This is a genomic window from Occallatibacter gabretensis (assembly GCF_001449115.1).
Taxonomy (GTDB): Bacteria; Acidobacteriota; Terriglobia; order Terriglobales; family Acidobacteriaceae; genus Telmatobacter; species Telmatobacter gabretensis.
On the sequence record NZ_LAIJ01000009.1, the window covers coordinates 1421428 to 1441488 of the forward strand.

Sequence of the window (20061 nt, forward strand, 5' to 3'; positions counted from 1 at the left end):
GGAAGCGCGAGCTTGCGCTCTTCGATCCTGCAGCGGAAGACGAGGTGCCTATGAAGAAGCGCTGGCTGATGATTACAGCGGGAGCAATTGCCGCGGTACTGCTGGCGCTGGTGGCGCTGCCCTTTTTGATCGATGTGAATCGTTTCCGCCCGGAGCTTGAGGCGAAGGCAAGCGAGGCCCTGGGGCGCGAAGTGAAACTGGGCAACCTGCGGCTGTCGATCCTTGCCGGCAGGGTTATCGCCGACAACATCGCGATTGCCGACGATCCGGCGTTCAGTCAATCCGCTTTTCTTCAAGCTAAATCTGTCGAGATTGGCGTGGAGCTGAAGCCTCTGATCGTTTCCCGGCAGTTGAACGTTACCGAAATCATCATCGATCAGCCGCAGATCTCCATCCTTAAGGCGTCGGATGGCACTTATAACTTCTCATCGCTCGGGGGCGCTTCTCATACGAGTCAAGCCGTGCAACTCCACAACGATGCCCGGCTCTCAGTGGCCCGGCTCAGAGTCAATCATGGAAAGCTAACTGTGGCGGGTGTCGGATCGCAGCGAGGGGTCCAGGTCTATGACGATTTCAACATCTCTGTGACAGACTTTTCCGCAACTTCGCAGTTTCACTTCGAGCTCACCAGCAAGCTGCCCGGCGGCGGCGACGCCAGGCTTTCCGGCAAGGCTGGACCTATCCGCTCTGCAAATGTTGCGGCAACTCCGTTGGACGCCTCCGTGGCTATACACGACCTGGATCTTTCCGGGTACGGATTGATTGACCCCGCGAGCGGCATCTCGGGGCAGATGAGCCTGGATGGGAACTTGTCCTCGGATGGAACTACGGCAATCGTAAGTGGCGCAGTTACCGGGACGTCGATGACCTTTGCGCCCAAGGGCAAACCTTCGCCGAAAGTGATCGCCATTCAAAGCAGGGCGGAGGTGGATCTGAGCACTCAACTGGTCAAGATTACGCAGTCCGATATAGCTGTCGGCAATGCGAAGTTCGAGATGACCGGGACGATCGAGAGTAAACCTGATGGGCCGGTGGCGAATCTCCGATTGACTGGCAAGAGTGTTCCGATAGACGATCTTCAGGCGGTGCTGCCTTCCGCTGCTGTTCGCCTGCCGCTGGGCTCTCATCTGCAGGGTGGTACGCTGTCCGTCGATTTCACGATTACCGGGCCGCTGGCCTCCGCAGTCGCCGCGGGGCATGTGCTGGTGATCGATACAAAGCTGGTTGGCTACAACCTGGGTGAACAGCTGGGCTCGACAGCGGCGTTTGCGGGGAAGGCCATCTCGAAACCGGATACTTCCATTCGTCGGATGTCCTGTGACTCCAAGGCGACGCGGGCAGGCTCGACATCGACGAACATCGAGTCCGACATTCCCGACGTTGCTTATTCAACCGGCTCGGGAACCGTAAGCCCGGATGGCGCGCTCCACTATGTCATACAAAGCTACCCTTCGAGCGGCGTGGCTGGTGGACTGACGAAGATGGCCTCAGTTGGCAGCGGACAGGGTTATATTCCGGTGACCATAGTAGGCACGGTGGAGAAGCCGATCTATGTGGTGGACACGAAGGCTGCTGCGCATATCCTGGTCAAGCAGACGGCAAAAGGGGTTGTCTCCGCAACCGGGAATGCGATCAGCGGGCTCTTCAAAAAGAAGAAGAAAGATGACGACAAGCCGAAGTAGCCGGAGCGGTATGCTGCTGAGGCGGTCTTGCGGTTCTTACGCGGTCTTCGGATTTTCTATGCGCCATGTCGTCCTAATTTGCCTCTTCATCGTTTCCTCGCTTCTAGCTTACGCACAATCTTCCAGGCCGCCGATCGACGTTTATGACGGCTTTGAAGGACCTGTTCTGAGCGACCTCTGGGCTACAGAAAGCCTCGTCCCGAGTTCCGTCAGCATAGAATCGAGCATTGTTCGTGCAGGGCACAGCGCCCTTCGTATCGATCTGCACCCAAATGACGTGTTCTGGCGTGGCGTTGGCGGCGATGCCGATAGCGAACGAGATGAACTTCGGGAAGCGCGGCCTCTGACAACCCGCGAAAACAGGCTGTATGAGTTTTCGTGGAGCATGTATCTTCCAAAGGACTTCCCAATCGTTCCTGTCCGGCTTGTAGTCGCGCAATGGTTGGAGTATTGTCCCCATCCCGACTTGCCCTGCTTCAACAACAGCCCTGTTCTTGCCGTGCGCTACATCAATGGAGTGCTCCGCATTACGCAGGATCTCAATCATCGCTTCATCGTTCTGTATGAGAAGAAGCGCGACCTTCGTGGGAAGTGGCTCGATCTGCGCTTCCAGGTGCGCCTTACTCCAGCGACAAACGGCATTGTGCGGACATGGCTGGATGGCAAGCAGGTCGTGGATTACAGCGGCATAACTGCCAATACTTCAGGTGATGCAACTGGTTATCCCGTACCCGGCTATTTTCCTTTCAAAATGGGACTCTACCGGAACGTGATGCCGCAGCCGATGACGATCTATCTTGATGAATATCGCAAGCGCGAGATTCCCGATAACTAGCGTTCTGGTGTGGCCAGTGCTTCGGCGAAGTGTATTGCTTCGCGGTGGCTGAGTTGTGCGATCTGTTCGCGGCAACTGAATCCGTCGGCTACGATGATCGTTTCTTGAGCGGCGGAGTTGATGGGGCCGAGCAGGCCCAGGTTTGCGATGGTTTTTGAGACTTCGTACTTTTCTGCTTCAAAGCCGAAAGGGCCGGCCATGCCGCAGCAGGTGGTTTCGATGGGCTCGACGGTAGCGCCAGCGGCGCGGAGCAGGGCGATTTCGCTTTTTGGCCCGCCGAAGACGGCCTTGTGATGGCAGTGGCCGTGGATGAGCACGCGCTTGCCGGTGAGGCGGCCAGCTACGGACTCGGGGGCTTTGGCTGCGAGCCAGTCGGCGAGGAGCCAGACATTTTCTCTTAGCCTTGCTGCGCGCGGATCGTTGGGTAATAACTCAGGCAGTTCATCCTTGAAGACGCTGGCGCAGCTTGGCTCAAGGAAGATGAAGGGCAGGTTTGAGTCGATTTCGGGAGATAGCCGGGTGAGTACGTCTGACAGATAATTCTTTGCCGCATCGAGCAGGCCGAAGTCGTAGAGCGGGCGTCCGCAGCAGATATGACCGCGTGGCGTTTGCAGATGGAAGCCTGCATCCGACAGAAGCGATTCAGCGGAAGCGAGTGTTTGGGGATGGTAGTAGTTGTTCCAGGTGTCAGGCCATAGGAGCACGGGTGACTGCGCGGTGCGCGCATCACGTTTGCGTGAGCTTATGTAGGGCTTTGCGGCGAGCTTTGGTAGCTCGCGCTCTTTTGCGATGCCGACGATGCGCTTGATGAGTGGGCTGGTGAGTGGTCCGTTCAGAATTGCATTTGTGAGGCCGGGCGTGATCGATCCCCACTTTGCGAGCTTGTCTGCGAAGCCGAAGACGTAATGGCGAAGCGGGTGGGGCTTGCCCTTGTAGCGCTGGGCCAGGAACTCGGATTTGTATTGCGCCATATCCACTTGCACGGGGCACTCGGTCTTGCAGGCTTTGCAGCTTAGGCAGAGGTCGAGTGCTTCATGCACGGCGTGGCTCTGAAAGCCTTCAGAACGCAGGTCACCGGAGAGCATCTCCCAGAGCAGGCGGGCGCGGCCGCGGGTGGAGTGCTGTTCGTCGCCGGTGGCGCGGTAGCTGGGACACATGACGCCGCCTTCGGTTTTGCGGCATGCGCCTACGCCGACGCAGCGCTCGGTGGCGTGTTCGAGTGAGCCGCCATCGCGTGAGAAGGCGAAGTGGGTTGTGAGTGCGATGTGGGGCTGCGAGGGACTGTGGCGGAGATTCTCTGCAGGATCGTAGACGCGAACGGCGTCGATGAGCTTGCCGGGATTCATGCGGTTGGCCGGGTCCCAGAGCATCTTGAACTCGCGGAGGCCCTCCATCAACTCGGGGCCGAACATCTTGGGGAGCAGAGCCGCGCGTGCCTGGCCGTCGCCGTGTTCGCCGCTGATGGAACCGCCGAAGCTGAGGACGAGATCGGTGGCGCGGTCGAGGAATTCTCTAAAATCCCGGATGCCTTTTTCGCTGCGGAAGTCGAAGTTGATCCGAAGGTGGACGCAGCCCTGGCCGAAGTGGCCGTAGAGGGCACTCCGGTACCCGTACTCGGCCATGAGGGTGGTGAGTTTGCGGAGGTATGCGCCGAGGTGCTCGGGTGGGATGCCGGCATCTTCCCAGCCTTCCCAACCTTCGGGTTCGCCGGGGACGAAGACAGTGGCTCCGAGGGCGGACTCGCGGACGGACCAGACGCGCTTCGCTTCATCGGCGGCATAGATTCGAGCAGAAGGTACTACGGGCCAGTCCTGAGCGGCTTTGACCAGCGCTTCGGCTTTGGATTGCGCTTCTTCGGGAGTCCATGCGCCCATCTCTACGAGTAAGAAGCCGCCGCCTTTGGGCAACAGGCCGAGGTTTTCTACGGCGAGATTTTTGCGCTGCATGAAGCTGAGGAGCAGGTCGTCCATGCCCTCGAGGCCGATGGGTGAGTGTTCGAGCGCTTGCGGTACGGCGTCCGCGGCGAGGAAGGCGTCGGGGAAGCCGAGTGCGGTGAGCACGCGGTACGGCGGGCTGGCTACGAGGTTGAGCGTGGCGGAGACGATGGTGGCGCAGGTGCCTTCCGAACCGATGAGTGCGCGGGCTACGTGGAAGCCGTTTTCCGGCAGCAGCTCGTCGAGGTTGTAGCCGGAGACGCGGCGCGGGATGCGCGGGAATTTTTCGCGGATCAGCGGGGCGTAGCGATCGCGGATGCGGGCGAGACCAGCATAGATTTTGCCTTCACGGCCACTGGCTTTGATCTTTGCGGCTAGTTCTTCGTCGCTTGTTTTGCCGACGGACATACGGGTGCCGTCGTAGAGGACGATGTCGAGGCGCTCGACGTTGTCTACGGTTTTGCCGCCGAGCAGGCCGTGGACTCCGCAACTGTTATTGCCCATCATGCCGCCGAGGGTGCAGCGCGAGTGCGTGGCAGGGTCGGGTGCGTAGGTGAGATGGTGCTCTTCGGCGGCTTCGCGGAGGCGGTCGAGGACGATGCCGGGCTGGACTACGGCCAGCTTTGCTGCCGGGTCAATGGAGGCCAGGCGGTTCATGTGCTTCGAGTAATCGAAGACTACGGCGACGTTGGTGCATTGGCCGGCGAGGCTGGTTCCACCGCCGCGGGCGAGGACGGCAGCGCCGACGGAGCGGCAGGCTGCGAGCGCGGCTTCGACGTCGTCGTCGTCGCGGGGCAGGATGACGCCGACGGGAAGCTGGCGGTAGTTCGAGGCATCGGCTGCGTAGAGGGCGCGGGAGCCCATGTCGAATTTGACTTCACCACGGACGACTGCTTTGAGCTGGGACTCAAGCTCACGGTGGGCGTCGAAGCGCTCGTGGTCGAGAGGTGGCTGGTTGAAGATCGCAAAGGGCGAAGTGGTCACGCAGACAGGTTACAGGTTATGGATGAGAGTCGACAGTGATTTTGATTTCACTGTGGCAGTGAAATGGGATGGGGGAGGGGTGGTGGTGGCTGATTCAGCCTGCTTTTTCACTGTCGCAGTGAAAAGAGGGGGTGGGGTCCTGGTAGCCTTTGGCGCGGAAGATTCCGGGATGCCTCCTCTGTTCGTAGCGGACGAGTTCTTCCGACATTTCAGCGAAGTTGTACTCGCCGGAGTTTTGGACAATGTGGCGGAGGTGGGGGGAGTGAAGTGCTAATCCTACCTTTCGCGAAGAACGTGAAGGATGGGGCACCCTTTGTGGTGGTCCTACGGGCGAAAAACAACGGCAAGTGCAACCGCAGGTCCTTCACTTCGCCTTAAGAAGACGGCTTCGTTCAGGATGAGGGGCGGTGGTGAGGAAGGTGAAGTGCCCTTGGCGAAGAGTGCGAAGGATGGGGCACTCGGCGAGGGTGGAGCGCCGTTTTAGAGAGAATATTTCCGGACCTAAAGGCCGGATTTTTGAGCCAACTTATTACGGGGCCTGAAGGCCCTGACTCCCTCCGGAAAGACAGCAGGTTTGGTTTTGTGGTTTCCCATGTCTCCCAAACCGGGAGACATGGGAAACCCAGGTGTTGTGGTGGGATGGCGAAAGCAAAAGCAGGTCTTTCACTCCTTCTCCACCCCAGCGACGAAGACCTGTCGCCGGGGACCCGGGCCTGAAAAACGGCTACGTTCAGGATGACAAATTTTTGGTGGATATATGAATCCTGCGGGGGCTAAAGCCCGGATGTTTTTGTGTCTTTTTCGGCACGACTAAAGTCGTGCCCTGTTACGAAGCTCAAGTTGGCGGGTGTGCTATCCCATCCATGGCGCAAAAAACGCGCCATGGATGGGGCACCCAGCGTTGCGGTGGAACTCACAAGCAGCAACAGCAAGAACAACCGCAGATCCTTCGACTCACCACCCCAGACTGAAGAAAACGTCTGGGGTGGTGAGTCGAAGGATGACACTTGTTTGGCAGGGAGGTGGGGGAGCGTGGTGGTTAGTCGAGTTTGGGGTGGAGTTTGTGGAAGCCGGTGGCCTCCTGGTAGGCGTGGCCGAAGGCGGCTAGTTTTGCGTCCTGGTAGAGGCCGGCGAGGAAGGTGATGGAGACGGGGGTGTTGGGGCCGCCGATGTTGTCGTTTTCGCCCGAGTCTTCTTTGGGTGGGTGGGGTGCGTCGATGCCGCGGAGGCCGTTGGGGACGATGAGTGCCGGGTGGCCGGTGAGGTTGGTGGCTACGAGCTGCAGGCCGCTGGTGGGGGCGACGATGATGTCGACTTTTTCGAAGAGGGCCGATACCTGCTGGCAGGCCAGCGTGCGGGCTCGGGCGGCCTGGACGTATTCGACCGCGGGGTAAAAGCGGGCGATGCGGAAGGTGTTGGGCCAGTCGTCTGCGGATTGCTCGGTGAGGAGCTTGTCGCGGCCGGAGCGGGTGAGGTCATCGAAGGCGGCGGCGGCTTCGGCTTCGAGCATGGGCGTCATGGCGTTGTAGGGGAGATCGGGCAGCTCGACGGGGATGAGATTGATGCCCATGGAGCGAAGCTTGTCGAGTGTGGCGAGATCGTATTTGCGGTCGTAGTCGCGGCGGGCGCGGTTGACCGTCATGCTCGCGATCATTTCTTCCCGCTTTTTCTTTTCTTCGGGGGTTTCGTTGGGCTTGGGTTCGTGTTGGGTCGGCGGCTTGGGTGGGTCGAAGGCGGATTTTATGTAGCCGATGCGGAGGGTTTTCCAGTCGAGGTTGGGGTCCCAGAAATACGCCGCCGGATAGACGGAGGTGTCTTTGCCGTCGGGGCCGTGGATGGCGTCGAGGACCAGGGCGCAGTCTTCGGCTGAGCGGGTGATGGGGCCGAGCTTGTCCATGGTCCAGCTGAGGGCCATGGCTCCGGTGCGGGGAACGAGACCGAAGCTGGGTCGAAGGCCGGAGACGCCGCAGCGGGTGGAGGGGGATGCGATGGAGCCGAGAGTCTCTGAGCCGATGGCGAAGGCGACGCAGCCTGCTGAGACGGCGCTTGCTGAACCGGCAGAGGAGCCGCTGGAGCCTTGTTTGGGATTCCATGGATTGCGGGTCTGGCCGCCGAACCATTTGTCTCCCATGGCGAGCGCGCCGAGGGTGAACTTGGCGATGAGGATGGCTCCGGCTGCGTCGAGGCGCTGGACTACTGTGGCGTCTTCATCGAAGGATTGATGCTCGAAGCCGCCTGCACCCCAGGTGGTGGGATAGCCTTTGACGGCGAGGAGGTCTTTTGCGCCCCAAGGAATGCCGTGGAGCGGGCCTCGGTATTTTCCGGCGGCGATTTCGGCGTCGGCCTGTGCGGCTTGTTTGAGGGCGCGGTCTTCGGTGAGTGTGACTACGAAGTGGAGTTTGGAGTCGTAGCGTTTTAGGCGGGTGAGGTACATCTTTGTGAGCTCGAGGGAGGTGATTTTGCGGGCCGCAACCAGCTTCGCCAGTTCATTCACGCTGGCGAAGGCCAGGTCTTCAATCTGAGATGGACGATCCGGAGCAGAAGGCGGTGTGAGGAGCCCACCTCCTAATTCAATACGGTCAAACTCCTTGCTGGAATCAGTCTTGGTCGACGGAACGGGCTTCGCTGCGGGCTGCGGATGAAAGACGAATGCCGGTGCGACTGAGTTGGGGATGTTGAGCTTGCGGATGGCTTTCATCGACCCGTTTACGTTCACGAGCGAGTCGATCATCATCTGCTTCTGTTCGGCGGTGAAGGGGCCGATGCCGGCGAGGATGGCGGCCTGGTCGATCATCTCCGGGGTGATTTGCGGGGGCTTGGATTGGTCCGTTCCCGAGGCTTCCTGCGCTTGTATGGAGAGGGTGTAGAGGACGCCGGGAAACAGGGTGGACGAGACGCCTGCGAGGGTGGAGGCGGAGAGAAAGCGGCGGCGGTCGAAGGTCACTGGGATCCTCTACGAATGGGGATGATGTCTTTTCGACACTATAGCGGAGTTTGTTCAGGTTACAGGTTGGAGAAAAGCAGAAGCGGGTCCTTCGACTCACCACCCCCCGAGCTGCAATACGCTCGGGGCCCCTTTCGCTCAGGATGACACTTGGTTTTGTGGGGAGTGGGTGGGAGTGCTATCCCACCCATGGCGCAAAAAACGCGCCATGAATGGGGCACCCGAGGGTTGTGGCGGAACTGGCGAAGAGCAAAAGCAAGGGCAGGTCCTTCGACTTCACAGGCCACGAAAGACGTGGCCTGCTTCGCTCAGGATGACAAACCATACCTATCATTCAGATGACGGGCGTTGATGGGGCTAGCTGCCGTAAGACTCGAAGGGATCGAAGTGGACGGCGTTGTGTGTGTCCTGGACGAAGTTATTGATTCCTTCATTTGTATTGGGGCCATGAAAGGTCTGCGTGGCTCGCGCCTGGAGATAGGTCCTGTTGTTAAAGAGGTATCCACCTATCGTCGATCCGAAAAGTGACGGCAGGGTATTGGGCGGCGGGCTGTTGTAGGAAGGAAGCCGAGACCCGGTTGTGTCGTTGATATGCGCGATTCCCTGGTTGACTCCGTGCGAGTAGAAGGGATCTGCGAGGCCTCCGACCACATCCGACATGACGTCGCGGACGGAGTTGCCGACGAAACGATTGCCCAGGAACCGAGCTACATAGGGCGTAGCTCTCGCTCCCAGTTGACCTGGAATTGTGGCCATAATCCCTTCCCCTGAAATTCAATTGAACTGCTGTGCAGGCCATCCTATCGGAGCGGACGGCAGTGAGCAACTGGAATTTTCCGCGAAGCATTTAGTATCGGCTCATGGCGCTGGTTGAAGTGCAATCGGTAACGAAGAGTTATCTGCGGCGGGCGGGCTTGAAGACGGAAGAGCGCACGGTGGTGGACGACGTGTCGCTGGAGATTGAGCCGGGCGAGACGCTGGGGCTGGTGGGCGAGTCGGGTTCGGGCAAGACGACCGTGGCGCGGATGATCCTGGGACTGGTGAAGCCGACGAGCGGAACGGTGCGCGTGGGCGGGGTGGATGTGGCTGTGGCGCGGGGCGCGGAGATGAAAAAACTGCGGCTTGAAATGCAGCCTGTGTTTCAGGATCCGTATGCGGCGCTGAATCCGCGGATGCAGGTGCTGGAGATTGTGACGGAGCCGTTTGCGATTCATAAGCCAGGAATGGGCCCGAATGCGCGTCATGCCGAGGCAGTAATTCTGCTGAAGCAGGTTGGGCTGGATGAGAGCGCGCTGGGACGGTATCCGCACGAGTTTTCTGGCGGGCAGCGGCAGAGGATCAACATTGCGCGGGCGCTGGCGCTGAGGCCGAAGTTGCTGATTCTGGATGAACCGGTATCGGCGCTCGATGTCTCGGTGGGCGCGCAGATTGTGAACCTGCTGCGTACGCTGCAGCGCGAGCATGGGCTGACGTATCTGTTTATTTCGCATTCGATGCCGCTGGTGCGATACCTAAGCACGCGGATTGCGGTGATGGAGCGCGGAAGACTGGTGGAGATGGGCGAGGCGGTGGCTTTGTGTGAGGAGCCGCGGGAGGCTTATACGCGGCAACTGCTGGCGGCTACGCCGGAGTTGAAAGAGCAGGGACAAGGGAATAGGGAATAGGGAACAGAAAAGCCGGGGCGGAAACCCCGGCTTTTTCTGTTATGCATCAGCGCTGTACTTATGTTTTCTCTCTACTGACCAGGCGGTGGAGTTGTTGGCTTGGGCTGAGGCGCCGGGGTTGTAGTTGCTGGCGGCGGCGTTGTCGTGGTGGGCGCGGTTGCCGGAGCGCTGCCGGGAGTGGTTGCCGGGGCTGATGGCTGGCCCGCCGCAGGGGGTTGGCCGGGAGTTCCGGGTTGCCCGGGTCTTGGTGCGGCTCCGGGTGCGCCGGGCATCATTCCGCCGGGACGTGGCATGGGTGAGGGCGGTGGCGCGGGTATCTCCGATACGCCTACGAGTTCGACGTCAAAGATGAGGTCTGACTTGGCGGGGATGCCGGGGTGCTCCGCTCCGCGGTCGGGGATGGCGCGGTATCCGTAGGCCAACGCCCAAGGGATGAAGATACGGCGTTTGCCGCCTACGTGCATGCCTTCAATGGCGAGGTCGAAGCCAGGGATCATGCGGCCGACGCCATGGGGAAATTCCATGGGCTGTGCGGCACCCATTTTGGGCTTGCCGTCCGGTCCCATGACCGGCTTGCCGTCCGGTCCGAGGGCGGGCTGAGGGTGATCATCCCAGGCGTCAAACTTTACGCCGTCAGCGGCGCGCCAGCCGGTGTACTTTACGTGCCAGATCTGCTTGTCCTGGCCGAGAGGGCCGGTGCCGAGCTTTGTGTCCTGATACTTGAGCGCGAGGGCGGTCTTAACGATTCCGCGCGCGGGCGGAACGCCGGGCGGCAGTTTGATGGCGCCTGCTGCGGCGGTGGAGGTTGTCGAAGCATGGGCTGCAGGCGCTGCGGGCTTGGAAGCTGTTGGGGCCTGTGCGGGAAGGATGGCGGCGAATGCGGCTGCCGTGACAAGCAGCGAAAAACTGGATTTCATTACTTTATTTCTACTCCGGGATGGCTTTCACATCGGAGTTTAGCACTCCAGGTGCGGCGGCCAGGCGATTTGCGCAGTGAGTCCGATATTCCATCTTTATATGGCTGCCTTTATGGTGAAGAAATATGTCTCTACATTTTGTGGATGTAGTGCGCTGGCTCTGGCTGCCGGTAGCATCTTTTTTTGCCGGAGCTCTGAATACGATTGCCGGCGGAGGGTCGTTTCTCACGCTGCCGGCGCTGTTCTCCGCCACCGGCGCGGTGGGGGTGGGCGCGGTTACGGCGCAGGCCACGAACACTGTGGCGCTGTGGCCGGGGCAGCTTACTTCACTGGTGGCATTTCGCAGGCATCTGCGCGCTTATGGCTGGAAGATGGCGCCGATTGCGCTGGCGAGCGGGCTGGGCGGCTGGATTGGCGGCCGGTTGCTGCTGATTACGTCGAACCACTGGTTCAAGGAGCTGCTGCCGTGGCTGCTGCTGTTTGCCGCGTTGATGTTTATTGTGAGCATGCCGCTGGGCAAATGGCTCGCGACGCGCTCGGGCGGCAAGCGCTATGAAGTGGCACTGGTGATCGGCATGGTGGCGGTGAGCGTGTATGTGGGCTACTTTGGCGCAGGCGGGGGATTTCTTGTGATGGCGCTGCTTGGAATTTGCGGCGTGCATGACATTCACGAGATGAATGCGCTGAAGGTGCTGACGGCGGTGGTTTCGATTGGGATTCCCGCGTTGACTTTCATCCTTGCGGGGCGCGTGGATTGGCGCTTCTGCCTGGAGATGGCGGTGCTGGCCGCGGTGGGCGGATACCTGGCTGCGCGCTTGAGCCCGAAGGTGAACCAGCGCGTGATGCGCTGGACGGTGGCTTCGATTGGATTGTTGACGGCGGCGTATTTCTTTCTGCAGAATGCGCTGATGCATGGGTAAAGCCTGGTGCAGGGGTTTCGCTCGCCTGGCGGCCGCTATAGCGGCGACATAAGAATCCGCACTGCTATGCCTGTAGAATTTCTCCGATGACATTCCTGCTTGATCTTCGTTACGCTGTGCGGCAGTTGAGGCTTGCGCCGATGTTTACGGCGACGGTGGTGTTGACGCTTGCGCTTGGTATTGGCGCGTGCACGGCGATCTTCTCGCTGATTGATGCGGTCATGCTGAAGTCACTGCCGGTGACGGACCCATCGCGTCTTTACCAGATTGGCATTGGCAAGGCGTGCTGCCTGATGAACAGCCCGGAGGGAGACTGGGGACTTTACTCGTACAAGCTGTACAAGCAGCTTGCGGTGGCCGCGCAGCCGGAATTCGATCAGGTTGCCGCCTTTCAGGCGCAGCCCGGTGTGCTGAGCGTACGCTACGGCACGGACGCAGATCGGGCGCAGGCACGCGCGCTGATGGGTGAGTATGTGAGCGGCAACTATTTTCAGACGCTGGGCGTGAATGCGATTGCCGGACGTATGCTGAGGCCGGAGGACGACAGACGTGGCGCTCCGCCAGTGGCTGTGATGAGCTATCGCACCTGGAAGAACAGCTATGGCGGCGATCCGAAGATCATTGGCGCGACCTTTCAGATTGAGACATTTTCTTTCACCATTGTCGGCATTGCGCCGCCGGGATTTTTCGGCGAAACGCTCAGTAGCAATCCCATGGACCTGTGGGTTCCGTTATCGGTGGATTACCTGACGGATGCCGAGGCTCCATACTGCGATGTGCCTTCAATGGCATGGCTGCGACTGATTGGCCGGCTGAAGCCCGGCGCGACAACAGCGGGTGTATCGGAACGGCTGACTGCTTATCTGCAACACTGGCTTACCGGCGAGGGCGCAATGGCGCCGCAGTTCGAGACGCAGTTGAAAGACGAGCTTTCGCGGCAGGTGATTCGGCTGGGGCCAGGCGGACAGGGCATTGGCGAGATGCGCGATTCCTATCGCAGCAGCCTGTATATTCTTTTCGGCATCTGCGCGGCGGTACTGCTGATTGGGTGCGCGAATGTGGCGAATCTTCTACTGGCGCGCGGGATGACGCGGAGCCCACAGACGGCATTACAGCGTGCGCTGGGAGCGTCTATGGGGCGGATTCTGCAGCAATCTTTTCTTGAAAGCATGTTGCTCTCTGTCATGGGCGGTGTGCTGGGTGTAGTGGTTGCCTGGGCCGGCGCGGGACTGATTGTGCGCCTGGCATTTCGTTATGCCGTGGTGGCTCCGGTGCATGTTTCGCCATCGCTTCCTGTGCTGGGGTTCTGCCTGGTGCTATCGATTGTGACCGGTCTGATTGCAGGGATGGCGCCGGCGTGGCTGGCTTCGCGCACAGACCCGATGGTTTCAATGCGCGGGGCCAACAGAACTATGCGGGGCGGCGCGGGTTTGCCACAGAAGACGATGATTGTGATGCAGACGGCCGTTTCACTGGTGCTGGTGGCCGTGGCTGGCATGCTCTCGCATAGCATCTCGAACCTGCGCCATCAGGATTTTGGCTTTCACGCGGAGAATCGCGAGATTGTGACTATCGAACCGCCGCTGGCTAAATACACGGTTGCGGATCTCGATAGGATGTATCGCGCGCTGAAGATAAAGCTTGAGGCTCTGCCTGGAGTTCGCAGCGCGAGCGTGGCGCTGGATAGCCCGATGGATGGGCACTGGGAAGAATATGTGCTGAAGCCCGGGGAAGGCGTGCCGCCAAGCGATAGCGCACACAGTGTGGACTACAATCGCGTGGGCCCGGACTACTTTGCCACCATCGGCCAGCCGCTTGTGGAAGGACGCGGCATCCTTCTCTCGGATCGCGAAGATACGCAGCATGTTGCCGTGGTGAATCAGGCCTTTGTGCGGCGGTTTTTTCCGGAGGGCGATGCCATTGGCCGCCACTTCGGCTTTAATCTGCCGGCCAACAGCGACAGTTTTGAGATTGTGGGGGTGGCGCGTGACGCGAAATACGCAGACCCCGCGCTGCCGCCAGCGCCGATGGTCTTCGGCGCGCTCTCGCAGAGCATTGCTTACACCGACGGCGCGCTGAAGGAAAACGAGAAGTGGGCGCACTTCATCAACGGCGCCCAGTTGTGGATTGATGGCGATATGGGCCGCCTGGAGCCACAGGTCCGCAAGGTCTTTGCGGAAGTCGATCCCAATCTCGCAATCATGAATATGCACCCGCTGCAGCAGCAGATCGATGTGCACTACGAGCAGCAGCGAACGGTGGCTGAGCTGAGCACGCTTTTTGGCGGGCTTGCGATTTTGCTGGCGTCGATTGGCCTGTATGGCGTGATGGCGTATGCGGTTGCGCGGCGCACGATGGAGATTGGTGTGCGTATGGCGATTGGGGCATCGCGAGTCAACGTGGTCCTGCTGGTGCTCCGCTCAGCGCTTGCGCAGGTGGTGGTGGGGCTGGCATTGGGATTGGGGCTGTCCTTTGTTGCAGGGCGCATGCTGCACTCAAGCCTGTATCAGGTGGGCGAAGTCGATCTGAGTGCGCTGGGTATTGCGACCGCTACTCTGCTTCTGAGCGCGTTGATTGCGAGCTTTATTCCGGCGCAGCGCGCGGCAAGCGTGGAACCGGTAACGGCGCTGCGCGCGGACTGATGGAGACAGGCTGAATTTCGAGTGCGGAGTATTTCTTTCTGCGGAATGCGTTGAAGCGTGGATAGGGGCAGGGAACAATGGAAGGTGGTTCACTCTCCGGGTTGAATTCCCAAAGCTCTCTTGGACCATTTCTCAAATTGTGACAGTTAGAAAGCTGTCACAAAGTATCGACGATGCATTCTCCATGAGTCATATACTTCGTCCATGACGTGACTTCTGCGGCGCTATTCCGGAATCCATAAGTTAAACAGCGGAGATTGCAATTGCTTATGAGCTCGCAATCGGTGGATGCACGATATCTGACGATAGCCCTTAGTTCTCCGAAGGACCGCAAACAAATCTACTCCGCGCGGCATGAAGTCTACGCTCTCGAGTTACATCAGCATCAGGCAAGTGAAGAACGCCTGCTTCGCGACGCGCTGGACGAACGCAATGAGTACATTGTGGTGAAACAGCGCGATGAATTGCTGGGTTTTGTCAGCGTTACGCCACCAGGTGCCAGCTACTCGGTAGACAAATATTTCAACCGCAGCGATATCCCCGTCAGCTTTGACCAATCTCTATATGAGATTCGCCTTCTTACGGTTTTGCCTGCGCATCGAGGGAGAATCATCGCGCCGTTGTTGATGTACGGGGCACTTCGGTACATCGAGTCGCACGGCGGATCGCAACTGGTAGCAATTGGCAGACGAGAAGTCGCCGGCATGTATTCGCACTGCGGAATGAAGCGGACAGGCGCCTCCGCCCGCTCTGGCGCTGTTGAATACGAACTGATGACCGGAAATGTACAACAGGTGTATCGGGCAACTGCTGCGATGACACGCAGTTTCGAAAGGCTCACCGACGCCGTAGATTGGCAGCTCCCGTTTGCATTCAACCGATCCGATCACTGCAATCATGGCGGCGCTTTATGGGAGGAGCTTAGCGGAGATTTCTCAGACCTCGGCCGCTCGCAGCAGATCGTTAATGCCGACGTGCTTGACGCATGGTTCGATCCGGCTCCTGCTGTCCTCTCCGCCATCTCGAGAAACCTGCCGCTTCTGGTTCGGACATCTCCTCCTACTCATGCGGAAGGATTGGTAAAGGCCATCTCTCATGCACGCGGAGTTCCGGCACCGTGTATCTTGCCCTCTGCCGGATCATCGGCTCTGATTTTCATGGCATTCCAGTCGTGGTTCCGTCCGGACTCGCGCGTACTTCTTCTCGACCCTATGTACGGCGAGTATCGTCACGTGCTCAAGAACGTAACCAGGTGCGTAGTGGATTCCGTCGTTGCCAGGGCTGAAAACGCTTTTCATTTTGACCTGCGCGAAGTGGAAGAGCGACTCAATGAAGGACAGGACGCTGTAGTTCTTGTCAATCCAAATTCGCCCACAGGGACCTTGTTGCCGCCGGAGTCCCTGGCCGAATTGATTGCGCGTTTTCCAGGCACTCGTTTCTGGATAGATGAAACCTACATCGAGTTTTGTGGCGCTGAGCATTCGCTGGAGAGGTTTGCGAGTGAATCCGTCAATGCCTTCGTGTGCAAGTCTATGTCGAAGGTCTACGCTCTTAGCGGCCTCAGGGTGGCATACCTGGTGGGGCCTTCCGCGGAGATTGCTGAGCTCTCACGGCTGGCGCCGCCCTGGGCGGTTTCGTTGCCAGCCCAGATTGCAGCGGTCGCAGCTCTGGACGAGCCCTCCTACTACGCGACGCAGTATCGTGCCACGTCAGAACTCCGCGAGCAACTGGCGTCAAGATTGCGAACGGAGTGCGGAATCGCAGTATTCCCAAGCGCCACGAATTGCCTGTTATGCGCTCTGCCTCCGGACGGTCCCGGCGCAGATGAAATTGTCAATCGCGCGCGCAAGCACAACTTATTCATTCGCAGCGGAGCGGGGATTCATCCTTCGCTCGGACCGCATACAATCCGCATAGCAGTGAAGAGCGAGTCCATGAACGAGAGGATCGTCGCGATTCTCCGGGAACTACTCTCAGACATTGCGTAAGCTAGTGAGGCTAACTCAACCCCAGTTCACCTTTGGGCAAGACAGCGCTTTCTGGCGGCAAACGGGCATGCCGAGAAGGTGGTTCAAGACCCGTTCTACGCCCGGCGATTTAATCCGGCGGGGGATAGTAGGGCAGCTTGTTGTTCTTCTCGTTGGCGCGCTTTACGGTGACGTCGCTGAGCAGGAGCGCGGGAGCGAGCACGGTTTCCGGAATCGCGGAGTTGTAGTTGGCGACCCAGGGTTTGTTGCCTGCTGCCTCAATGCCGGACCGGAGAGCGCGCTGATCGATATCGGCGAGGGCTGCGCCGCGCACCAGCTCACGCTTGCCATCTGATACAGAGACTTTGTAGAGCACATGCGGCGAAAGCCCTGCGCCGAGGGTGGCTACGTAATACACGTTGGTGAGGCCGCGGTCCTTGGCTATATCGAGCAGCTTCTTGTTGAGGTCATCGTCGGAGAGGCCGTTATCGGCTGAGATTTTGAGCACTCCGATGACAGGCCGCGCCGGGCCGGAAACTGCGGCACGCGCGTGACCGTTAGATTGTGGCAGGTCGCGCACCGGCTCGCGGCCGATGAGGTAGTTCTCGAGCTTACCGGCGGTGACAAGCTCTACGGCTTTGGCTGCCACACCTTCATCATCGACATCGTATGCGCCCGCGAGATCCTTGCCGTCAAAGGTCTTCAGGCTCGGATCATCTACTGCGTTGAGAAAATCGGGCAAGATGCGGGCGTGATAGCTGGATGCGAAGGGTCCGTTGGTGCGGGCTTCGGTGCCGAGGCGCGGGCGCGTGGCCGCAAGCCCGGACGCGAGAAGCGTGTGCATGGCCTCAGCGCCGGCGTGGGAGGAAAGCAGGAGCGGTCCATGGTACTCCTCTTCAACCAGCGGCGCATTACGCAACTCGGCCAGCGAGGCCATCACGCGCTCGGAATGTTTCTCGAATTCGTCGGGCGCGTCAAGCGAGGCGAGGGATTTTCCGCCGGAGGCGTTGGTGCGGTCGATGCGCATTCCGTCCGCGGCCTGGACGCCGGCGCCGAAAGATTCCTGATAGCTGGAGGTGGTCTTCCGGACGATGGTGCCTTCGCTGTTGACGAGCCATGTGGTGACGGCGCGCGCGGAGAAGGAGGCGACGCAGTATTGCAACTGGCTATCCTTTGCCGCGTTGCGGTAGAGGCCGCTGGCGTGTGCGATGCGGTCGCTCCATGTCTTCTGCGCCTGGTCGTTCAGGTCGAGAACTGCGGGCGCGGCGAGCGAGATGAGCGGCTTTTCCTGGCTGAAGTCATCGGCCTGGGGAGGCGTCTGCACCTGCTTGAGCTCGGCCTGCTTACGCGCGTAGGCGTCGAGAGCTGCCTTATAGGCGGTGTCGGCGGCGGACCAGAGGGAGGAGCGCAAGGCGATGGGGTCGTCGTCGATGGTGGTGATTTCGACTGCGCCATCTCCGCGCGCGGAGGAGCTGTCGGTTTTGTAATTTCCTATGCGAACGGCTACACGTGCGATGCGCTGATGGCCGCTTTCGGAACCTTCGCTTGAGCCGAACTCGGCGCGCGTCTCAAAGGTGGCGGCGTCTTCGATGCGGAACTCGATGAAGAACGGCTTTTGAAAGCCCTGAAGCTGAAGGCCGGCCTTGCTGCGGTCCATCTCGGTGAGCATGGCTTTGAGGACGGGATCTTTTTCGGCGTCGGCGCGGGTTTGTTGGGCGGTGGCTGAAGTGCAAAGAGCGACCACGAGGAGCGCAAAGGAAGATATAGAGCGGATGGTAATCACTTTGTACCTCCTGTGGCCGAGGGAATGGGCAGGATTGGCGGCCGCGCGGTGCCCTGCGGCTGGCGCTGCGTTTCCATCTCGCTGACCAGCATGGCCGGAGCGACGGCGCTGACTGGGATTGAGCCTGATTCTGCGCCGCACTCGCCGTTAAAGACTTCGGGCTTATCGCCAGTAGCGACGATGCGCTTCATCGCGGCGAGCGGCGTGCCGACGATGGAGACGCCGCGCACGAGTTCATCGGGGCGGCCATCGACATACACGCGATAGACGACCAGCGGAATGACCTGAAAAGCCTGCGGCGAGGAGCGCGTGGTGACGGCGAAGCCGGAAGAGATGTCCTCAAAGTAGAGGCCGAAGGGCTTGTTCTGCTTCTTCGCTTCTTCAATGAGCTGCTTGCGCAGATCGGCGTCGGTTTCCGTCTTTGTGGAGGTAACAATCAGGTTGCCCTGGCGGCCTGTGGGCACGCGGCCGGACTGCGCGCGGCCGTGGCCGTTCGACTCCGAGAGGCTGGCGATGGGCAGGCGCGACATGAGGAAGGTTTTGAGCACGCCATCCTGGATGAGGTCGACTCGGCGAGCCTTCTGGCCCTCGTCGTCATACGCGTAGGTGCCGCTGAGCCATGTGCCTTTGAAACTTGAGATGGTGGGGTCGTCTGACACAGAAAGAAAGCTGGGAAGAATGTCCTTGTTGAGTTCCTTGGTGAAGGTCTGGCCTTCTTCATCGCCGCGCTGGCGCTGGCCTTCGAGACGATGGCCGAGCACCTCATGAAAGAAGACTGCCGCGGCGCGTCCGGAGAGAATTGCGGGGCCGTTGAAGGGCTCAGTTACGGGAGCTTTTCGGAGCGCTTCGAGGCTCTTGCCCAGATCTCGCACTGCGGCTTCCAGCTTGTCCTGCGAGGGAAGGCCGTCTGGCGTTTCCGCCTCAAAGGTCTGCGCGCGGAAGAGGTCCATGCCATCGTCTGCTTTCGTAACGGCGAGGATCATCAAGCGCACTGCAACGTTGGGTGTAACGATCTTTGAGCCTTCTGACGAAACGAAGTAATTGGTTGTGTTGGTGACCGACAGGATGGCTGCGTTCTGATAGACATCAGGAAATTCGCGGAAGACGCGCGAGAGCGCTGTGACGCGCTTTTCCCATGCGGCGCGGTCGATGGCGATCTTTAACGCGGGCGTGCCGATGGCTGTCTGAGGCTGCTCCTGGCTGAAGTCCGGCGAAGTGTCCTCTTCTTTGGCGCGAACCTGTGACTCGGTTTGTACGCGTAGATAATTGTCGAGCGCGGAGGCATAACCGGCATTGGTGGCGAGCCAGAGCGTGCGCGAGAGCGCCTGATGGTCGTCGCCGAGCGGAAGCTGGAGGCTGTTGACCGCGGAGGCGCGATGATCGCCATGCGTGTTGTCGAGCTTAGGGTCGCCGATGCGCACCTGCACATCCGCCATGCGCTCATGTGTGGCGGCGCTGCGTGCCAGCGCTCCGTATTGGGCCATGACGAAGACGCCGTCGTTGTCGCGCACGGAGTAGCTGAGGAAGTACGGTGGCGGCTGCTTTTCATCGCCCTGCTTGCCGAGCGAGGTGAAGGCGCGATGCAGCTCCGTGCTCATGGAGTCCAACAAGACCGGAGAGGATTGGGAGTGGATCTGCGCGGCGGACGCGGCGACGAACAGGCCGGGAAGGACGAACTTGAGCGGGCGCAGGAGACGCCTTGTGGAGATGGCGCGGAGATTTGTATGTGCGGAAGGAGCAAAATCGGGTAAAAACATCGGTAGCCAGATTCTCTCAGACTCCGGGGCTT

12 protein-coding genes are annotated in these 20061 nt (G+C 59.9%); 6 read left to right on the top strand and 6 right to left on the bottom strand.

Features of this window, described 5'->3' with window-relative positions; genetic code table 11:
* Window positions 1–50: 50 nt before the first annotated feature.
* Both VO84_RS12220 and VO84_RS12225 read left to right on the top strand, forming a co-directional pair.
* The gene (locus tag VO84_RS12220; protein ID WP_058187875.1) at window positions 51–1682 is read left to right on the top strand and encodes an AsmA family protein; all 1632 of its coding nucleotides are present in this window, start codon (window positions 51–53) and stop codon (window positions 1680–1682) included.
* 58 nt (window positions 1683–1740) lie between these two features.
* Window positions 1741–2517, top strand: coding sequence for a heparin lyase I family protein (locus tag VO84_RS12225; protein WP_197414006.1), 777 nt, complete (start codon window positions 1741–1743; stop codon window positions 2515–2517).
* Here VO84_RS12225 and VO84_RS12230 read toward each other — a convergent pair.
* The 3 genes from VO84_RS12230 to VO84_RS12245 form a co-directional block, all read right to left on the bottom strand.
* Complete coding sequence (locus VO84_RS12230; RefSeq protein WP_058187877.1) at window positions 2514–5435, bottom strand: FAD-binding and (Fe-S)-binding domain-containing protein; 2922 nt, start codon at window positions 5433–5435, stop codon at window positions 2514–2516. The genes VO84_RS12225 and VO84_RS12230 overlap by 4 nt on opposite strands.
* Before the next feature lie 1039 nt (window positions 5436–6474).
* Window positions 6475–8379, bottom strand: a complete 1905-nt coding sequence (locus VO84_RS12240) for an amidase (protein WP_157439858.1) — start codon at window positions 8377–8379, stop codon at window positions 6475–6477.
* Between the two features lie 357 nt (window positions 8380–8736).
* Window positions 8737–9135 carry a hypothetical protein gene (locus tag VO84_RS12245; protein ID WP_058187880.1) on the bottom strand — a complete coding sequence of 133 codons (399 nt, stop codon included), beginning with the start codon at window positions 9133–9135 and terminating at the stop codon, window positions 8737–8739.
* A gap of 104 nt (window positions 9136–9239) precedes the next feature.
* Here VO84_RS12245 and VO84_RS12250 point away from each other — a divergent pair, with 104 nt between their 5' ends.
* Window positions 9240–10043 carry an ATP-binding cassette domain-containing protein gene (locus tag VO84_RS12250; RefSeq protein WP_058187881.1) on the top strand — a complete coding sequence of 268 codons (804 nt, stop codon included), beginning with the start codon at window positions 9240–9242 and terminating at the stop codon, window positions 10041–10043.
* 71 nt (window positions 10044–10114) lie between these two features.
* On the opposite strand, the gene VO84_RS12255 is transcribed toward VO84_RS12250, so the two are convergent.
* Window positions 10115–10960: an FKBP-type peptidyl-prolyl cis-trans isomerase gene (locus VO84_RS12255; protein WP_058187882.1), complete on the bottom strand. Its 846-nt coding sequence runs from the start codon at window positions 10958–10960 to the stop codon at window positions 10115–10117.
* Between the two features lie 125 nt (window positions 10961–11085).
* Between VO84_RS12255 and VO84_RS12260 the strand changes: the two genes are divergently transcribed.
* The 3 genes from VO84_RS12260 (at window position 11086) to VO84_RS12270 (ending at window position 16510) form a co-directional block, all read left to right on the top strand.
* Entirely contained in the window at window positions 11086–11880 is a 795-nt protein-coding gene (locus VO84_RS12260) for a sulfite exporter TauE/SafE family protein (protein ID WP_058187883.1), read from the top strand.
* Between the two features lie 86 nt (window positions 11881–11966).
* The gene (locus tag VO84_RS12265) at window positions 11967–14522 is read left to right on the top strand and encodes an ABC transporter permease (RefSeq protein ID WP_058187884.1); all 2556 of its coding nucleotides are present in this window, start codon (window positions 11967–11969) and stop codon (window positions 14520–14522) included.
* Between the two features lie 269 nt (window positions 14523–14791).
* On the top strand, window positions 14792–16510 hold the full coding sequence (locus tag VO84_RS12270; protein ID WP_058187885.1) for a pyridoxal phosphate-dependent aminotransferase: 1719 nt from the start codon (window positions 14792–14794) through the stop codon (window positions 16508–16510).
* Window positions 16511–16619: 109 nt separating this feature from the next.
* On the opposite strand, the gene VO84_RS12275 is transcribed toward VO84_RS12270, so the two are convergent.
* Together VO84_RS12275 and VO84_RS12280 are read right to left on the bottom strand one after the other, a co-directional pair.
* Window positions 16620–18272, bottom strand: coding sequence for a metallopeptidase TldD-related protein (locus VO84_RS12275; protein ID WP_058187886.1), 1653 nt, complete (start codon window positions 18270–18272; stop codon window positions 16620–16622).
* Complete coding sequence (locus VO84_RS12280) at window positions 18269–20029, bottom strand: TldD/PmbA family protein (protein ID WP_082661935.1); 1761 nt, start codon at window positions 20027–20029, stop codon at window positions 18269–18271. Before VO84_RS12280 ends, VO84_RS12275 begins: the two co-directional genes overlap by 4 nt.
* Window positions 20030–20061 lie beyond the last annotated feature (32 nt).

Bases quoted from the DNA above. Each gene is read 5' to 3' on its own strand.
- VO84_RS12255 (WP_058187882.1), bottom strand. From the start codon at position 10,960: ATGAAATCCAGTTTTTCGCTGCTTGTCACGGCAGCCGCATTCGCCGCC.
- VO84_RS12265 (WP_058187884.1), top strand. From the start codon at position 11,967: ATGACATTCCTGCTTGATCTTCGTTACGCTGTGCGGCAGTTGAGGCTT.
- VO84_RS12270 (WP_058187885.1), top strand. From the start codon at position 14,792: ATGAGCTCGCAATCGGTGGATGCACGATATCTGACGATAGCCCTTAGT.
- VO84_RS12225 (WP_197414006.1), top strand. From the start codon at position 1,741: ATGCGCCATGTCGTCCTAATTTGCCTCTTCATCGTTTCCTCGCTTCTA.
- VO84_RS12220 (WP_058187875.1), top strand. From the start codon at position 51: ATGAAGAAGCGCTGGCTGATGATTACAGCGGGAGCAATTGCCGCGGTA.
- VO84_RS12260 (WP_058187883.1), top strand. From the start codon at position 11,086: ATGTCTCTACATTTTGTGGATGTAGTGCGCTGGCTCTGGCTGCCGGTA.
- VO84_RS12280 (WP_082661935.1), bottom strand. From the start codon at position 20,029: ATGTTTTTACCCGATTTTGCTCCTTCCGCACATACAAATCTCCGCGCC.
- VO84_RS12245 (WP_058187880.1), bottom strand. From the start codon at position 9,135: ATGGCCACAATTCCAGGTCAACTGGGAGCGAGAGCTACGCCCTATGTA.
- VO84_RS12250 (WP_058187881.1), top strand. From the start codon at position 9,240: ATGGCGCTGGTTGAAGTGCAATCGGTAACGAAGAGTTATCTGCGGCGG.